General features: G+C 41.4%; 15 protein-coding genes. 1 reads left to right on the top strand and 14 read right to left on the bottom strand.

Annotated elements, in window-relative coordinates:
• Window positions 1-4 precede the first annotated feature (4 nt).
• Entirely contained in the window at window positions 5-592 is a 588-nt protein-coding gene (locus G608_RS0112470) for an AAA family ATPase (protein WP_026496310.1), read from the top strand.
• Between the two features lie 22 nt (window positions 593-614).
• Here G608_RS0112470 and G608_RS21100 read toward each other — a convergent pair whose 3' ends face one another.
• The 14 genes from G608_RS21100 to G608_RS21115 all read right to left on the bottom strand — a co-directional run bounded on the left by G608_RS21100 (window position 615) and on the right by G608_RS21115 (window position 15,258).
• Window positions 615-1,544 carry a metallophosphoesterase family protein gene (locus G608_RS21100; protein ID WP_051209298.1) on the bottom strand — a complete coding sequence of 310 codons (930 nt, stop codon included), beginning with the start codon at window positions 1,542-1,544 and terminating at the stop codon, window positions 615-617.
• Window positions 1,545-1,672: 128 nt separating this feature from the next.
• The gene (locus G608_RS0112480; protein ID WP_026496311.1) at window positions 1,673-3,067 is read right to left on the bottom strand and encodes a response regulator transcription factor; all 1,395 of its coding nucleotides are present in this window, start codon (window positions 3,065-3,067) and stop codon (window positions 1,673-1,675) included.
• Window positions 3,045-4,883 carry a sensor histidine kinase gene (locus tag G608_RS0112485; RefSeq protein ID WP_026496312.1) on the bottom strand — a complete coding sequence of 613 codons (1,839 nt, stop codon included), beginning with the start codon at window positions 4,881-4,883 and terminating at the stop codon, window positions 3,045-3,047. Before G608_RS0112485 ends, G608_RS0112480 begins: the two co-directional genes overlap by 23 nt.
• Window positions 4,883-6,361 carry an extracellular solute-binding protein gene (locus G608_RS21105; RefSeq protein WP_196810193.1) on the bottom strand — a complete coding sequence of 493 codons (1,479 nt, stop codon included), beginning with the start codon at window positions 6,359-6,361 and terminating at the stop codon, window positions 4,883-4,885. The genes G608_RS0112485 and G608_RS21105 overlap by 1 nt, the downstream gene beginning before the upstream one ends.
• 165 nt (window positions 6,362-6,526) lie before the next feature.
• Entirely contained in the window at window positions 6,527-7,378 is an 852-nt protein-coding gene (locus G608_RS0112495; protein WP_196810194.1) for a carbohydrate ABC transporter permease, read from the bottom strand.
• A complete protein-coding gene (locus G608_RS0112500) occupies window positions 7,378-8,322 on the bottom strand; it encodes a carbohydrate ABC transporter permease (protein ID WP_026496314.1) in 945 nt (314 codons plus the stop codon). Before G608_RS0112500 ends, G608_RS0112495 begins: the two co-directional genes overlap by 1 nt.
• A gap of 70 nt (window positions 8,323-8,392) precedes the next feature.
• Window positions 8,393-9,793: an ABC transporter substrate-binding protein gene (locus G608_RS0112505; protein WP_026496315.1), complete on the bottom strand. Its 1,401-nt coding sequence runs from the start codon at window positions 9,791-9,793 to the stop codon at window positions 8,393-8,395.
• A 139-nt stretch (window positions 9,794-9,932) separates the two neighbouring features.
• Window positions 9,933-10,709, bottom strand: coding sequence for a class I SAM-dependent methyltransferase (locus G608_RS0112510; RefSeq protein ID WP_026496316.1), 777 nt, complete (start codon window positions 10,707-10,709; stop codon window positions 9,933-9,935).
• Between the two features lie 134 nt (window positions 10,710-10,843).
• Window positions 10,844-11,491 (bottom strand): AAA family ATPase, encoded by a 648-nt coding sequence (locus G608_RS0112515; RefSeq protein WP_026496317.1) that lies wholly within the window; start codon window positions 11,489-11,491, stop codon window positions 10,844-10,846.
• Window positions 11,492-11,734: 243 nt separating this feature from the next.
• Window positions 11,735-12,310 (bottom strand): dTDP-4-dehydrorhamnose 3,5-epimerase family protein, encoded by a 576-nt coding sequence (locus tag G608_RS0112520; protein ID WP_026496318.1) that lies wholly within the window; start codon window positions 12,308-12,310, stop codon window positions 11,735-11,737.
• Window positions 12,285-13,283, bottom strand: a complete 999-nt coding sequence (locus G608_RS22535) for a GNAT family N-acetyltransferase (RefSeq protein WP_051209302.1) — start codon at window positions 13,281-13,283, stop codon at window positions 12,285-12,287. The genes G608_RS0112520 and G608_RS22535 overlap by 26 nt, the downstream gene beginning before the upstream one ends.
• The gene (locus G608_RS0112530) at window positions 13,280-13,792 is read right to left on the bottom strand and encodes an NUDIX domain-containing protein (protein ID WP_026496319.1); all 513 of its coding nucleotides are present in this window, start codon (window positions 13,790-13,792) and stop codon (window positions 13,280-13,282) included. Before G608_RS0112530 ends, G608_RS22535 begins: the two co-directional genes overlap by 4 nt.
• Window positions 13,793-13,893: 101 nt before the next feature.
• Window positions 13,894-14,388 (bottom strand): HAD domain-containing protein, encoded by a 495-nt coding sequence (locus tag G608_RS0112535; RefSeq protein ID WP_026496320.1) that lies wholly within the window; start codon window positions 14,386-14,388, stop codon window positions 13,894-13,896.
• 33 nt (window positions 14,389-14,421) lie between these two features.
• The gene (locus G608_RS21115) at window positions 14,422-15,258 is read right to left on the bottom strand and encodes a hypothetical protein (RefSeq protein ID WP_051209303.1); all 837 of its coding nucleotides are present in this window, start codon (window positions 15,256-15,258) and stop codon (window positions 14,422-14,424) included.
• Window positions 15,259-15,753 lie beyond the last annotated feature (495 nt).

The following is a 15,753-nucleotide window of genomic DNA, read 5'->3' on the forward strand; positions in this document are numbered from 1 at the left end:
ATCTATGAAAAATATTATTACAATCAGCAGACAATTTGGAGCAGGCGGAAGCACAATAGGTCAGGCAGTTGCCGACAGACTTGGCTACTATTACTGCGACAAGGATATGATTTTAAAGGCTGCTATGGAAAGCGGTTCTCTTTCACCTGACGAGGTTCGCTACTACGATGAGCGCGTTCCCAGAGAATGGGGCTTTGGACAGAGTCTTTTTGATTTCTATAACAAGCCTCTTGATGAAAGACTTTTTGTAGCACAAAGAGAAGCAATAAAAAAGGTTGCCGAAAAAGGCAACTGCGTAATTGTAGGACGTAATGCCAATATTATCCTTAAGGAGTTCGACAAGACTCTCCATGTATTTATCGCTGCTTCAGAGCGCTTCAGGCTTGAGCGCATGCAGAAAAAAATGCCCGATCTTTCTGAGGATAAGGTTCTTGAACACCTTCACTCAGTAGATAAGGCACGAAAAAAATACTGCAAGTACTACACTCATACCGAATTCGGTAATGCAGCTTATTATGATCTTTGCGTAAAAAGCTCATCACTCGGAATCGAAACAAGTGTAGACCTGATTTGCGATGCAGCTAATCGCTGATATTACTTTTAAATAAAATGCTTCATATAGCATCCTTACGGGGAACCCTGTAGTCCGGAATCCCAAGAATATTTGCAGCCTTTGTAAAGTATTCTTCTTCGATATATGGCCAGTCTACAGGGTTTCCTGTCTCTTTTTCCTGAAGAAGCATAGCTTTATTAATAAGCTCAGGGGTTACATCCTCCCCTGTTTTTAATATATGCTCATTATTGACTACAAACCATTTTCCTTTATCCATGAGCCCTTTTTCATAAAGGGCATCTATTACATAATCCACATCATAGGGCAAATTTAAAAACTCCGCTTCCCATGAGGGACCTTCCGGCTCATTCTCATCAAAACCATGTAATATGAGGCACTGCGCCATTCCGGCCGCACTTATAGCTATTCCTGTAGATCCGGTATTGAAATAGTGCTTTCCATTATGATGACATTCGCCCTGAATGTGCGTATGTCCTCCTACCATGTAATCTGCATCTATTCTTTCAAGCCACCTCTTAGCGGTGTCGTCGTGAAACAGAAGAAGCTCGCGATTGTTTTCCGGGGATCCGTGACAGCAGATAATATCAGGATATCCATCACATTTGTATCTGTAGCTGATTGGAAGTGACTCAAAGAAATCCAAATCCTCGTCTGTCAAAAGCTCATAGGTATAAAGAAGATTCCCGCTGGCAGAATTGTAAAGCCATAAGGGTGCATCCGACTCGCCGCGAAGAACCCTTCTCTGACCTAAAAGGTAGTCCTCGCGATTTCCGCGAATGGCTGTCACCTTGTATTTTTTCATAAGCTCGTATATATACTGCATGGTTTCAACAGTATCCGTGGTATCGGAAACATAGTCTCCCAACAGAATAAACTCTGTTATGCCTCTTTCTGTCATGTACTGTACTGCTGTTTTGAAAGCAGTATAGTTACTGTGTATATCTCCAATTACGCCAATCTGTTTTGTCATTTTGTCATCCTCAGGTCTAATATCATTTTATTGATTGCATAGCGATATTTTAACCTTATTCTGATTTTGCGGCAACAAGCAGCACCGTATCCTTCGTAAGCTCTAAATCCCGACTGCCTTGCGCCGTTCTAAATCTCTGCTTCTTTACGCTGCATATTTCTTCGATATTCTCCGGGGGATACTCCAAACTCTCCCTTGAAGGTTTTAAGGAAATGCTTTTCATTTTCATATCCAACCCTATGGGCAACATCGATTATCTTTTCATCTGTCTTTTCAAGTAGGTCTCTGGCTGCCTTTAGACGGATTTCTTTAAGGAACGTGACAAAATTCTGCCCCGTATACTGTTTAAAGGAGTATGAAAACAGCGTGTAGTTCATTGAAATGTAGTTCGACACAGTGGCCATATTCATATCTTCGCTATAGTGTTCCTTTATATAAGATATGGCCTGATTAATCTTGCGCTGCATAGGCTCTTCATCTTCTACCTGAAGAAGGCGCTTACTAAGCTCAATTAAAAATGTGATCACCTCATCCTCGTAATCAGAAATAGTGGCAAAGGCAAGTGGTAGCTCAAGAGCCCTGCTCTTTTCAATATCATCCTCTGACATAACCTGCTGATACACATCTCTGAGCTCCTGCATATCCTTTTTCATCTCTTCTATAAAAAGTTCCGGAGCAATACGTCCACGCCTTGTTTCATCAAACAGTGCTCCCCAGTTTTTTATAAGCTCCAAATGGTTTTCCGTTGAAAGCATCTGAATGCGCCTGGTTCTCTTGTTTTCCGATAAAAGCTCCTTGGAAAGCTCCTGGAGCTTTTCTGAAACAGAAGGCTTTGGTTCATCAACAGATATGGATTTTTCAATGCAAAAGGCTCTGCTTCTTGCTTCTACTGCCTCTGCAACGGCAAACTTCAATTCCTCGTCGCCCTGATGCAAGCGGCTTAAGCCGGCGCCAATGCTCTCGTATTCTTCAGGAAAAATCTTCGCCTGCTCTCCGGTAAGAAGGACGCCTGCAGCATTTGTCATTCCGGGAATCCTAATTAAGTCATTCTCGATCTGATCCAGTGATTCCTCTGCGAAAAAAGCGACTCCGTAGGCTTCCTCTCTAAGGAGCTTATCGTAGGAACCGCTGCCCTTTGCCTTTTCCTTCTCATTTATCTTCTCGTTAAGAGTTGTCAGTATCTCCTTAATTTTTTCTCTCTCGATGGGCTTTAACAGGTACTCAGTTGCACCGTTTCGCAGCATTTCAACTGCATAGGAAAAATCATCAAAGCCACTTATGGCAACTACGTAGGGCATGTATCCGAGACTCTTCAGATTGTGAACAAGCTCGACGCCATCCATTCTTGGCATACGGATATCGGTAAACATCACTTCTATGCGATGTGATCGCAGAATCTCAAGAGCAGCTTCCCCGTTGTTGGCTTCATATATTTCATTTATTTTTACGCCGCTTCTCTCCGCCATTGTCCTTATTCCCTGACGGATCAGCTTTTCATCCTCAACGATTAGTAATGATCTCATTTCTCTTTTCCTTTCTCTTTGGAAGGTGCATGATAGTCTTTGTGAACTTACCTTCCTCGGAGGCCACTGTAAGTCCGTACTCCCGGCCAAATTCCAGCATTATGCAATCAGCCACATTTTTTATTCCAACACCATGTCCCTTATGAGAAATCTCTTCTGTTTCAACTTCGCCCTTTAATCTCATCTGAAGACGTTCAAGGGCTTCCTTTGACATTCCCTGACCATTGTCCGAAAGCTCTATCCACACGTCGTTTTCATCCTCTACACCCTTGATGTATATGGTTGCATCCTCACCAAGATCTGAGATACCGTGAATAACTGAGTTTTCAACTATAGGCTGCAGTGACATCTTGGGAATCTTCTGACGGTACATATCATCAGGAAGATTTATTGCAAGGTTTATAGTAAAATCATTTCTGAAATTCATAAGCGCCAGATAATTTTCAATATATTCAAGCTCCTCACGCAAAGTAACAGTGCCGGATTCCCAGCGCATTGAATAGCGAAGCAGCTTTCCAAGAGATGTTATGGCATCTGAAATAGCATATTCCTCATTCATCTCTGCCAGCATCTTTATGGATTCAAGAACGTTGTAAATAAAGTGGGCGTTTATCTGGTTCTGAAGTGAACGTATTCCGGCATTTTTAGCCAGTATTTCACGCTGGACATTTTCCTCTGTCAGCTGTTCTATTCTGTCCAGCATTCGGTTGAACTGATGCGCCAGCTCGCCTACTTCATCAGTCCCCTCCACATCAGACCTGACAGAAAGATCGCCGTGACGAATCGCCCTCATATTTTCCACAACAGTGTACAATCTTCCAAGCATTCCTCTGACCATACCACTTACGGCAAAGGTCATGAATATTCCGATAATAACCAGCACTGCAAAAAATGCGTTACGCTGCATGCGAACTTCACTTACGATATCTGTAATATCCGTTACGCCCACGTAGGTTCCGCCCATTTTGGAAATCGGGATAGCGAAAAATACAATCTCCCTTCCTGCTATACTCTCTCGTTTAACACTGGGTTCCTTTTTTATAGCTCTGTTTAGCAAAAGGGATTCTGCTATGATCTCACTGTATGGTGAAGTATGGGTTCCAAAATAGATTTCTCCTCCATCTACCACAAAGAAGCTCCAGTCCCCGGAATCACTTTTGTCATCGTACATGGCAGGAAACATGGTACGCATTTCCGTAGCTGCTTCCACGTAGCCTATTGTGCCGTATGTAAAATCATTAATCGGTGTAACAAGTCCTAAAAGCGGAACATCGCCATTTTCCGTAAGACTTCCAAAGCTTGTATCGTAATATGAATAGTGCCAGCCGGTCACCGGATTCTCTTTACTCCAGGACATATTTTCCATTCGGGAGGCCTTATAAACTATAGGCATTATCTCCTGGATATAGTCATCCCTCGAATATACCCTGACCGTATACAGCACCGGATTATTTTCCACTGTCTGCGTAAGAAACGATCCTATTCCCTGTGAAAACTCCAAAAGCTCTCTCGTAGATAAAGTTTCGCCTGCCGCTGATGCTTCAAGCATGCCAAGTAATGCATCGTTATTTGAAAAAGAACGCTGCATCATATCTATCGCTTCAAGTCTTATGGAAATCGCCGAATCCAGCTCCCGCTGACGATAATACATGTCACTTTCTATCTGCTGCACAGAGCTTTGCTCTATCTGGTAAAACAGAACAAGCGAAAGTACCACCAAGGGAAAGAATACAAGAAGCAGTATTAAGATGGTAAATTTGGTATTTAGCCGAAGAGAATGAATCTTCTGCCAAAATTGTGCCTTCTTTTTTTCCATCACTCCACTCCCATGGTTACTTTGTTTTCGATCATCTTTTTGGTCTTTTCCTCCATGAGACGTTCATATCCATTGAGTAATCGTTCTTCTTTATAGTCCGCCAAAATACTGTCAAACTCCTTTTCACTTTCTGCAAGAAGAAGCTCCTTCAGGGTCTTTCCCCATAAGATATTCTGATGCCTCTCGATTCTGGAAAGGTCTGAGTTTTCCGGCATAGTCACATCATACTGACTTGTATATGTTGAGTAGGGATAGGTCCACTCCGTTGTCTGCTTCACAGGCTCTTCCAAAGGATAGGCCCATTTTTGCTGCACTACATTATCCATAAGCATCCAGAAGGTATCATCTCCGCCATAAACGGCATTGTATTTTCTTTTCTGGAATCTTCGCAATTCATCGGCTTCCTCATTCATGATGATGTGGCCGCTTTCATCCATTTCGTAGGCTTTTCCTTCCACGCCAAGGTAGATCAGCTTCTGTCCTTCCTCAGACAAAAGATAGGAAAAAAGCGAAATCGCAAGATCCGGATGTGAACAGCTTTTTGGTATCATGGAAATCATCCATCCCTTTAATCCCGCAAGGGGCAGTTGCGGATCGTCACCACTGCTGTTCCTTGGTCCATCCACAGCTATATAAACAGAATCGGGATCCTGAGAGTAGCGAAGTGCCTGCTGCTCTGCTATATCGGTCCTTTGGTAGATCATGCAAAAATAGCGCCCCTGCGCAACCTTCTCAGTGGTCTGAATTCTCTGATCAAGAAATACGTCAGAGGGCATGTATCCATCCTGACCCAGCTGTCTGAAAACCTTAAGCCATCTGATATATTCAGGATCCGTATTCCTGTCGTGATATTCACCGTCGACCTCATAGGGTATTGCAAGGAGACTCTGGAGATATTCATCAAAGGAATAACATCCACTCTCTGTAAAGGGAGTCCCGTCTATGGGTATAAGGGGGCCGTATTCTGTCGTTCCATAGGATCTCATTGCTCTTTCAACAGCGTCCCTAAAGCCTTCCGGCGTAGTCATATCAGGACATCCAAGCGCCTCATAGATATCTTTTCTAACCAGGAAGGTCAGATTGGCTGCCAGATTATCATGCTCCTTTGCTTCCTTTGCAGTTACTGTTGCATTGGGATAAGCATAAAGATCTCCATCCGTTGCTTCGTAGAATCTGCGGACCTCAGCCTTGGAATTCCGGAAAAAATCTGGCGCATATAATCTTGCCAGCTGATTTAAGGAATATACCTTTTGCTGATTTACAAGGCTTGCATAGTTACCGGAGGATGGCTCAACAGTAATAATATCCGGCAGATCATCCCCAAGAATAAGTGATTCAAGCATTTCCGAATTGCTTCCGACGGGAGTAATAAAGTGTATTGATATACCTGTATCCTCGGTAATCTTTTGCGATACCTGATCCGCTCCCCAGGTTTCTACAAACCAGGGAGAATCAATGTACCAGTTAAGTGTTACCACCTCCGTTACATTTTCACTTTTATATTCACGCCGAAAATGCCCCGCGGAAAATACCACGAGGCAAATCAGTGTCAGTAATGCTATGGCTAAAAATATATTTCGTTTTGCAAAATTTGATTTCATGTCACTCATTTTACTCATTCCGAGTTATTTGCACAAGCATTTTTATTCTTTTACTGCTCCGGCCGAAATACTACTGATGATATACCTTGAGAAGAAGGTAAATACCAGCATGATTGGTATAACGGATATAGCTACGGCCAGATAGGTTGCACCCTGATTCTGCTGAAGGTCTGTAGCGGAACGCAGAGTAGAAACCATTACAGGAAGCGTGAACTTCTCTGTTTTATTAAGGATGATCATCGGAAGAAGGTAACTGTTCCAGTTTCCGATGAAGGTCATAATACCCATTGTTGCAATACCGGGTGAGAGAATCGGGATTATGATCCTGTGGAATGTATAAAGCTCATTTGCACCATCAAGTCGTGCTGCTTCGATCAGTGTCTCGGGTACAGCTGACAAAGCATACTGTCTTAAGAAAAACACCGTTCCGGGAGATGCAATAGCTGGAAGTATAAGGGGCAAATAGGAATTTACCAGATGCAGCTTAGTACAAAGCTGGTAAAAACCAATGAGGGAAAGTTGTCCCGGAATCATCATAAAGATAAGAATCGCAGCAAACACGATCTTGTTGGTTTTAAATTTATAAAATGCAAGGCCATATGCAGCAAGTGCTGAAAAGTATGCGGTAAACAGCGTTGCAGGTACGGATACCAGAATACTGTTGAGAATACCTCTTGGGATATTAACAAACTTTATAAGCTGCACATAGTTTTCTACAAGATGTGAGCTGGGAATAAGTGAGAAAGCTCTCGAAATTTCCACACCGCTTCTTGTAGCATTTATGATCATCGCATAAAAGGGGAAGAAGCTTACTACCGCCAATAATCCGATGGCAAGATATAAGATGCATTTCATGATCTTGTCGTGAATAACATTGTTTTTGTACGTTCTCATTACTTTCTTCCTCCCTTCTTAGTATTTGTCTTATCCTTATCACGGAACAGATAAAGCTGAATCAGTGATACTGCAAGAATGATAAGGAACAGCATGTAAGCTACTGCAGATGCGTAACCTGTATTGATTGAACCTGCGGTAAATCCGAAACGATAGAGGTACATCATAACTGTCTGCACATTTCCGTAAGCACTTGATGAAGGCTGGATCATCAGGAACGGAAGGTCGAACATCTGAAGACCACCGATAAGTGATGTGATAGCCACGTACATCATAATGGGGCGAAGCAGAGGAAGTGTAATCTTAAAGAACACTGTCCAGCGTCCCGCACCGTCAATGGCTGCTGCCTCGAAGTAATCCTTAGGTATACCCTGAACACCAGCCATAAGCATGATGAAGGAGTTACCAAACCACATCCATGACTGAATTACTGCGATAACATAAGGAACCACGTGTCCGTTACCAATCCAGTCCACTGGGTTATAGGATGTACCAAAGAATCTTGCAATGTTACTGATAATTATGTTAAAGGATCCATAACGCCAATCCAGAAGTGTCTGAAACAAAAATGCTACGGATGTTGCCGCAATAAGGTTTGGCAGATAATACACGATTCTGAAGAATCCAAGACCCTTCATCTTGTACTTTACATCCGAGAAAACCATCATTAATAAAAATGCCAGTCCAAGCTGTAATACGATATTTACGCCCCAAATACGCACTGTATTAAGAAGGGCTTTCCAGAAAAATTTATCCTGAATAACACGAATATAGTTATTAAAACCGATAAAGTGAGCATCCCCCATTACCTTTAAATCCGTGAAGCTAAGATGCAGCGTTCTAAGTACGGGATAAACGCTGAAAATCAGGAAGATCACTGAAAAAGGCAATACAAAAAGATATCCCCAATTGTTATAGGAGCCAAGCCGTTTGTGCTTACGCATATTTACCTCCGAAAATCATTTCTTTGAAAAAGGGGCAGACATAATCTGCCCCGGGTAATTCACTAAAAGCTTATCTGTTGATGATCAGATCAGGATAGGTTGACTGTACTGTGTCATAGAAGTTGCTGATCGCATCTTCCTTATTCATCTCACCGGTCTTAATTGAACCGATTGCAGCACCCCATGCATCACCGATTACCTTGTCATACTGTGTAACCTTTGAGTAATCAATACCCTTTGCCTGGTCAAGCCAGAAAGAGTAAAGTGTCTGTCCGCCATAAACGTCATTAGCATCCTCTGCGTGCTTCTCAAGAGCTGAGATAAGTGATACTGTGTCGCCTTCAGATGTCTCAATCCACCAGTCAGCTGTCTCCTCGTTGAAGCATACAAACTTGATGAAGTCCCAAGCCTGCTCCTGACGCTTTGAAAGTGAAGAGATACCGATGAAGGTACCGCCGCCAAAGCCGTAAGAAGGTCCTGCGCAAACGCCCCACTTACCGGAGAGATCGCCTACGTTATCACGCATTGTGAGAACTCCCCATGAAGGAAGACCAAATGCAAATACAGAAGTCTTTTCAAGATCTGCTGTCTGCTCTGCGAATGCCTCTGCATCCCATACGTTTACAGAATCATCTGCATAGTTCTGAATATCTGCTGTAAGGATCGGAACCTCACCTGCCATTGCCTGATACCAGGGTGTAGACCACTGATTGCAATATGCTGTAAGGTCATTCTTGTAAAGGTCTACAACAAGATCCATATAATCAAGACGTCCCTGATCTACGTTCAGAGCACCGTCAACAACCCACGCTGAGTCACCGGAGAAATAGTTGATCTCTGAATCAGAAGCGAAGATTCTGTAGCCTGCATCCTTAAGTGTCTGTGCTGTCTCACGAATTGTGTCATAGTCTGCAAACTTTGCTCCGATTGTCTCAGGATCATCTGTTCCGAATACTTCCTGAGCGATATCACGACGATAGTAGATACCTGCAGGAGTGATCTGGTAAGAAACTGCTCTCTGAACGCCTTCCTTATCCTGTCCTACCTGCCATACATAATCTACGATCTGATCTGCATAATCCTGTGCTCCAAGATCATCAAGATTAGCGAAGAATCCATTATCATACATATCTCCAAGCATCTGAGGCTCACCTACGATGATGTCAGGCTCTGTCTCACCACCCATGATTGCTGTCTGAACCTTTGTGGGATAATCTTCAGGAGCATACACAACAACCTCTACGTCATTGCCTGTCTGCTGCTCATAGTACTCGCCAAAGGTTTCAAGATCCTTTGCAAGTGTCCAGATAACAAGCGCATCTCCGCTTGATGCTGCGCTTCCATCCTCTGCTGCTGCGCCGTCTGCCTGAGCTGCACTGCCGCTATCTGCGCTGTCACTGCTGCCGCAAGCTACAAGGCCAAGAGCCATTGTTCCTGCAAGAATACCTGCTAAAAGTTTTTTGCGTTTCATAAAAAAACATCCTCCCTTTAAATATGTTCTTTCACCTAGAAGCACCTGGCTTCATAACCGATGAAAAAACTATATTAAAAAAGAGGATGTGAAAAAATGGTGCAGTTTTCACTTTGGTGTCATTTTTTATATTCTTTCTTTATGCTTTTCTGGCTATAGCGGTAAACTCGCCCGGAAGCTTATCGTCCTCCCATGCGGGATGCTCATAAAAGCGCTCCAGTGTGAATCCGGCGTCAATTATGCCGTTAATAATCTCGCTTATCGTATACTTCCTGTACTTACACTTAGGAATCTGCCTGCGAATCTCCTCATCATAGAATCTGGCATGGGCCATCTCGCCTTCAAATACCTCCGAATAGAAATACCCGGGTGTGGGCTGACCGAATTTCAAAATATCAGCTATCTTGGTAAAGGGATGAAAATCACTACAAATGAGTTTTCCGCCAGGCTTAAGGAGGCCATGCATGATACTCATGAACTCATTAATATCATGAAAATAGTGAAGAATACCGCCTTCCATAAATACCACGTCAAAGTACCCTGCATACTTTTCCATATCTATCTTAAGGATGTCACACACCTCAAAATTTATTGAGACGCCTGCCTCATCTGCAGTTTCCATGGCATATTTTTTGTTATCCTCGGAAATATCGAATATGGTAACTTCGGATCCAAGAAGCGCCATCGGTATTGCTTTCTTTCCGCAGGAGCCGCAGATATTTGCTACTTTTACTCCATCAAAAGAATCAAAATAAGCGGCATGCTGCTTTAGCATTTTTCTTGGATCAGCCTTATCCTTTTCTGCTCTCTCAGCAGGCGTTCCTGCTGTTCTGACCCAGAAGTTATAGGCGTCAAACTCCCATGCTTTTTTGTGCTGCGTGCTGTAATCCTCAAGTGGTTCTTTGTCTGTCTGCATTCTTTTTCCCCTTTATCTTTTTTGTGATTTCAGATTTTCATACCGTTATTCCAGGCCCCATAAGCTTCACTAGTCAAATAAAAGGAGTCATGTATTTCTGCATAACTCCTTTTACCCTTAATTACAAAATCTTTTTACAAATTCCATCCAAAGCAGTTTTCTACCAGCTTTACCGTATCATCTACAGCCCTGCTATTATCCCGCTCTATCCAATTGAATTCACTCTTCTTAATGGAATTGTAAACATTCCTGTTAAGATTACATAAAGTTTCATTACAGTTTGCCTTGGCAGCTTCCGGATTTGTAACACTTTCTATATATTCCTTGAAATCCTGATGGTCCGGCCTGTTGCAATACTCATCAATCAGATTGACAGGTTCCCGAATCATGAACACTATCCTTGACGGATCAGTCAATTTTTTCGCCTGCTCCAATGTCAGATGACAATCGCAGATAATACGTCCATTTTGAGCTAACCTCATAAGATCCAAAATCACAAAATCCAGCTGCTCTCTTGTGTTATCAAGAAGCCATTTTTTGTACTCCTCAACACTTCTTCCGAAGAACTCATCTGCATCTCTGAAAACTTTGTTCATGTTGGGCTGATGCTCTTTATCTGAAATAGCCTGATGCTCAGGAAAACGCTCATCAATGTCATACACCGGTATGCCATATTTCTTTCCAAGTGCTCTTGAAGCAGTAGTTTTTCCTCCGCAAGGTGTACCTGTAATAAAATAAACGTTTCGTAAATACTCTTTTATTATATTGTCTTGAAATTCCATTTGTAATCTCCTTAAATTAAATAGTTTATTGTTCCTGATTACTAGGCACGAAACTATTTATTAAGGTTTCATGCCTATTAGAAATTTCGAAGCTTTAAAAACATAACCATATCGATATCCTCCAAAATAATTTACTTATTATCGACAGCAACATTGCAATTATAGCACTGTATTTTCTGAAATAATACCCACAAATCACATATTTACAGGTTTTTCCTATAAACATTTTGTATTAGGCATAATTTAATCCATCCAAAGCTTACTGCGCAGCTCCGTAAGTGTCGGTGCTTTTGAATCCTTCTCCGAGATTTGGTTTAAGTCATTTGTATCAATATCAATGGGCCAATTAATACCAAGCTCAGGAGCTAACGGACAAAGTGCAGTTCCCGGCATTCCGGGTGCCCATTCATTATCAAAGAAGTATAGGTATTCACTATCTTCCAAGGCCTGGAATCCGTTACATACACCCTGTGGTACAAATACCTGAACCCCGGGAGTGATATAAACAGTCTGAACTGCACCAAAGGTCTTACTGCCGGGTCTTGTGTCCACATATGCACCAAAAACAGAGCCATAAGCCACGGTAACAAGCTTGTTCATCGCTTCACCGTGAAGACCGCGAACAGCTCCCTTTTTTGTTCTTGTAAGGTTAATCTGCTTCCATCCGGTCACTGTTCTGGGAAGGACTTCCGAATGAATGCTGCTGCGAAACAGTTCGCGCACAGTACCGCGATCATCCGTAGCGCTTTTTACATTTATTATTTTCAATCCCTCTATACTGGAATCCATTGCCTCAAATGGCTCTATATGTGTACTCATAATCTTTTCGCTCCAATCTATAATATTTGAAATCGCCTTCCTCTTTGATAAACTCAAATCCCAGTTTATCAAGTATATGCTGACTTCTTACATTCTTTACTACAGTATCTGCGTTTACAGCCATCATGCCAAGCTCTTCAAATGCATACTTAATCGCCAGGCATTCGGCCTGAGTTCCATATCCCTTACCCTTAACTGCATCATTTTGCATATGAATGCTAAGAGTGCATTCCTTTTTATCCTGATCGATCTGCTTAAGCTGAACCTCGCCTATAGGCTTATCTTCAAGCATTATAGCAAACAATCTGCGAGACGGTTCCTGTTTGGAATCATAGTATCTGTCAACCGCTTCCTCCCTATAATTATACGGTTTAAACAGCGACATATCCATATATATGGAATCATCGTTTTCCCAGGATTTATATAGCTCATGACACAGTTCTTTTGTCATGATAGTTAAGCGTACTTTATCCAAATTATCTACTCCTGAAATATCCTTATACAATAGCCAAAATATGTCGCAGGAATCAGGCTCCATATCCTTATTCATAGCGCAGGGATCTGTGGCGCAATCCTTAATCTTAGTATTGAAGCCAAGACGCCTATAAAGCTGTACATTAAGTTCTTCTGTTTCGTCTACACCTATGGTTACTCCGGTGAAGCCTCTATCTGCCAGTTCTTTTACCGCCGTCTCAATCAGTGATGTTCCTATGCCCTGTCTGCGATAATTCTCCTGCACACGGAATGCACATAAGTAAGCTGTTTTACTGCCATCTGCAAAGTCCTTATCATCCAGATTCAGAAAGGCATACAGCTCACCAATTAGCTTTCCCTCATCCTCTGCTGTCCAAAAAATCGCATTTCCGGAATTTAAATTTTTATAGAAAAACCCAGCTGTTGGCGATGCCGAATTTACATCCTGATATCCCCATAAATCAAGCATTTCTGTGCCTGACGCTTTTCTGATTTTCATTCTCTGCCATCATTCTCCTGTAAATATTTTTTGCACATATCAAAATGCATTCCGGAGCAATTATTTTCCCTGGCAATAACCGCTTCAACTTCATGAACTTTGTACCACTTGAGATCATCAACCTCATCAGAATCAGCAAAGTCACTCTTATTTACATATGCAATAAAGCCTATCATGATAAGCTGCTTCGGCTCAAAATAATAGCTGGATACATATTGGCACTTTGTAACTGTCTGGCCTGTCTCCTCTTTTACCTCTCTGGACACTGCCTCCTCTATTGTCTCACCATTTACCATATATCCCGATACAACAGTCCACTTGTCCTTTGAAATATAATCCTGCTTAAGAAGAAGGATTTCATTAAGCTCATTCACCACCAGTACTTCAACTACAGGCAGTGGGTTGTTGCCATATATTCTCTTACAGGAGGGGCAAATTTTGCAGTCGTCATCCCCTAGTCTTATTTCATCAAGTTTATGTCCACATTCAGCACAATATTTATAAACCATATCTGATTCCCCATTTATTACTTCTAATCATACCCGATACCCTAAGGGCAAGGTCAACACAATATGCCCTAAGCCATACCTGTATACCCTAGTGAACAATATCAGCATAATATGCTTAAAGCTTTCTCCACATCCTCCTCGGAAAGACCATGCTCAGGATCAGTCATTACCTGATTTTTCGCGATTTTATCATTATGAAGTTCAAGGTCATCTATAACTAGCCATTTTTCTGTTTCAGGATGTTCTTTAAGCCACATCAAGATTTCATCCGCCTTAACCTTGCTGAATTTCTTAGTTCTTCTGATTTCTTCAGTAGTAAGATCCGGCGTCATTCCAGCAACTACCATTCCCTCTTTTTCCAAAAGCTCTGCAAGATAACCTGCCTCTGAACGCAGAGGTTTTAAATCTGTGTCAAACCAGAATCTCCATCCTGAATGCAGAATAATCTCTGCCTCAGCTTTTTTCACAAGCTTCGACAACAGCCTAACCTTTTCGGTATCTATGTATTTTCCGTCACTTATTTCTCTTTGATGATCAGCATTCCAGAAATTGGAATTAAGAACCCCATCAATATCTAAGAATATTACTTTCCCCATAGTACCCCCAACAAACTCCTTATTCCGCCCTACTCATAAAAGCCAGGATGTAATCATACTCTTTATTATATTAGAATTTATGGGGTGTTGAGAAGTTTCAAAGGTCATAATCATATTTTTTCCTAACTGATAACCACTTTCTTCATAAGAATTGATTTTAGCAACATTCTTATTCGCGTAATTCTCATCGTCCATCATCCCAAAGTGTTCCCAGATATACTCTTTTCGTGTCCTAATATTAAGGCATGTGAAATCAGGCCTCACTATACCTCTTTTCCCCAATTTGAGTGGAGATTCATATTTATATGGCACTCCATATTTCTCCAACATATTTGCGATAATTATTTCTGACTTTGATCTGACTCTTATCCCGCTATCTGAAAAGTATTCTGCCGAGCTATCATCAAATCCCATAGGTTCATATGGTTTTTCTTTCCATCGTTTTATATATTCCTCATCCGATGTTATAAGCGGCTTTACAAGCAGTTTTCTCTTATCACTTAAACCTTCATATATTGAACTGATATCATTTTCCTTAATACACTCAAGATACTTAGTTATCTCCTTGAGTTCTTTTTTTATCACTCTAGCCAGCTTTTTATCATAGTCTTTTTGAGCCAGCTTCCTCGCAATATCTCTATTTTTCTTAGGTATAAGCTCTCCGTTTGTATCCCCCGTCTTTTTTATCCAATAATACAAGGCATAGCTGTTTCTATCCTGCACTCTTAAATGGCCTTCCGGTGAACTGTTTATTGATGCTTCTCTATCCATAATCAGCTTTTCCAGCACTGCTTTCCTTCTACTGACTTTGCTTATCCATTCACTGTCATATTCAGTTCTCTGTTCTGTTTTATTATTTACTTCCTCCATTTTGTTTTGGTATCTCCTATTTCTAATACTAATTCATTCCTCACAATAATCCTTATTACAAGCGTTAACTATATTCCAATCTCAAGAAGTCCACTTGCCGGTTTCATCCTTTCTACACAACATATATAAGAGAACTCCTTAAGCAATATTTATATACCTATTTCTTCACACTCTTCGATGCCAGGTATATAAATTAAATATTTAGATATAACTTATATACTTTTCTATCTGCTTTTTCTAACTTTCTACTTCAAGTAATTCTTTGAGCACAGAAAAAAGTATATAAGAAATCAGTATATTTCTATCTTATATACCCGCTCTACTCCACCGCCTTGCAAATAGGTATATAAACCCTATAAGTATTTTTGTCTTATATACCAGCTTCACCCCACTATACCAGCTGTACCCCACCGCTTACAAAAAGGTATATAAATATATATGTTTGGAATATCTTAGCCACTTTATGATTAAAGCAACCATTCAAAAGAATTATTG

Source organism: Butyrivibrio sp. WCD3002 (assembly GCF_000424265.1).
GTDB lineage: Bacteria > Bacillota > Clostridia > Lachnospirales > Lachnospiraceae > Butyrivibrio.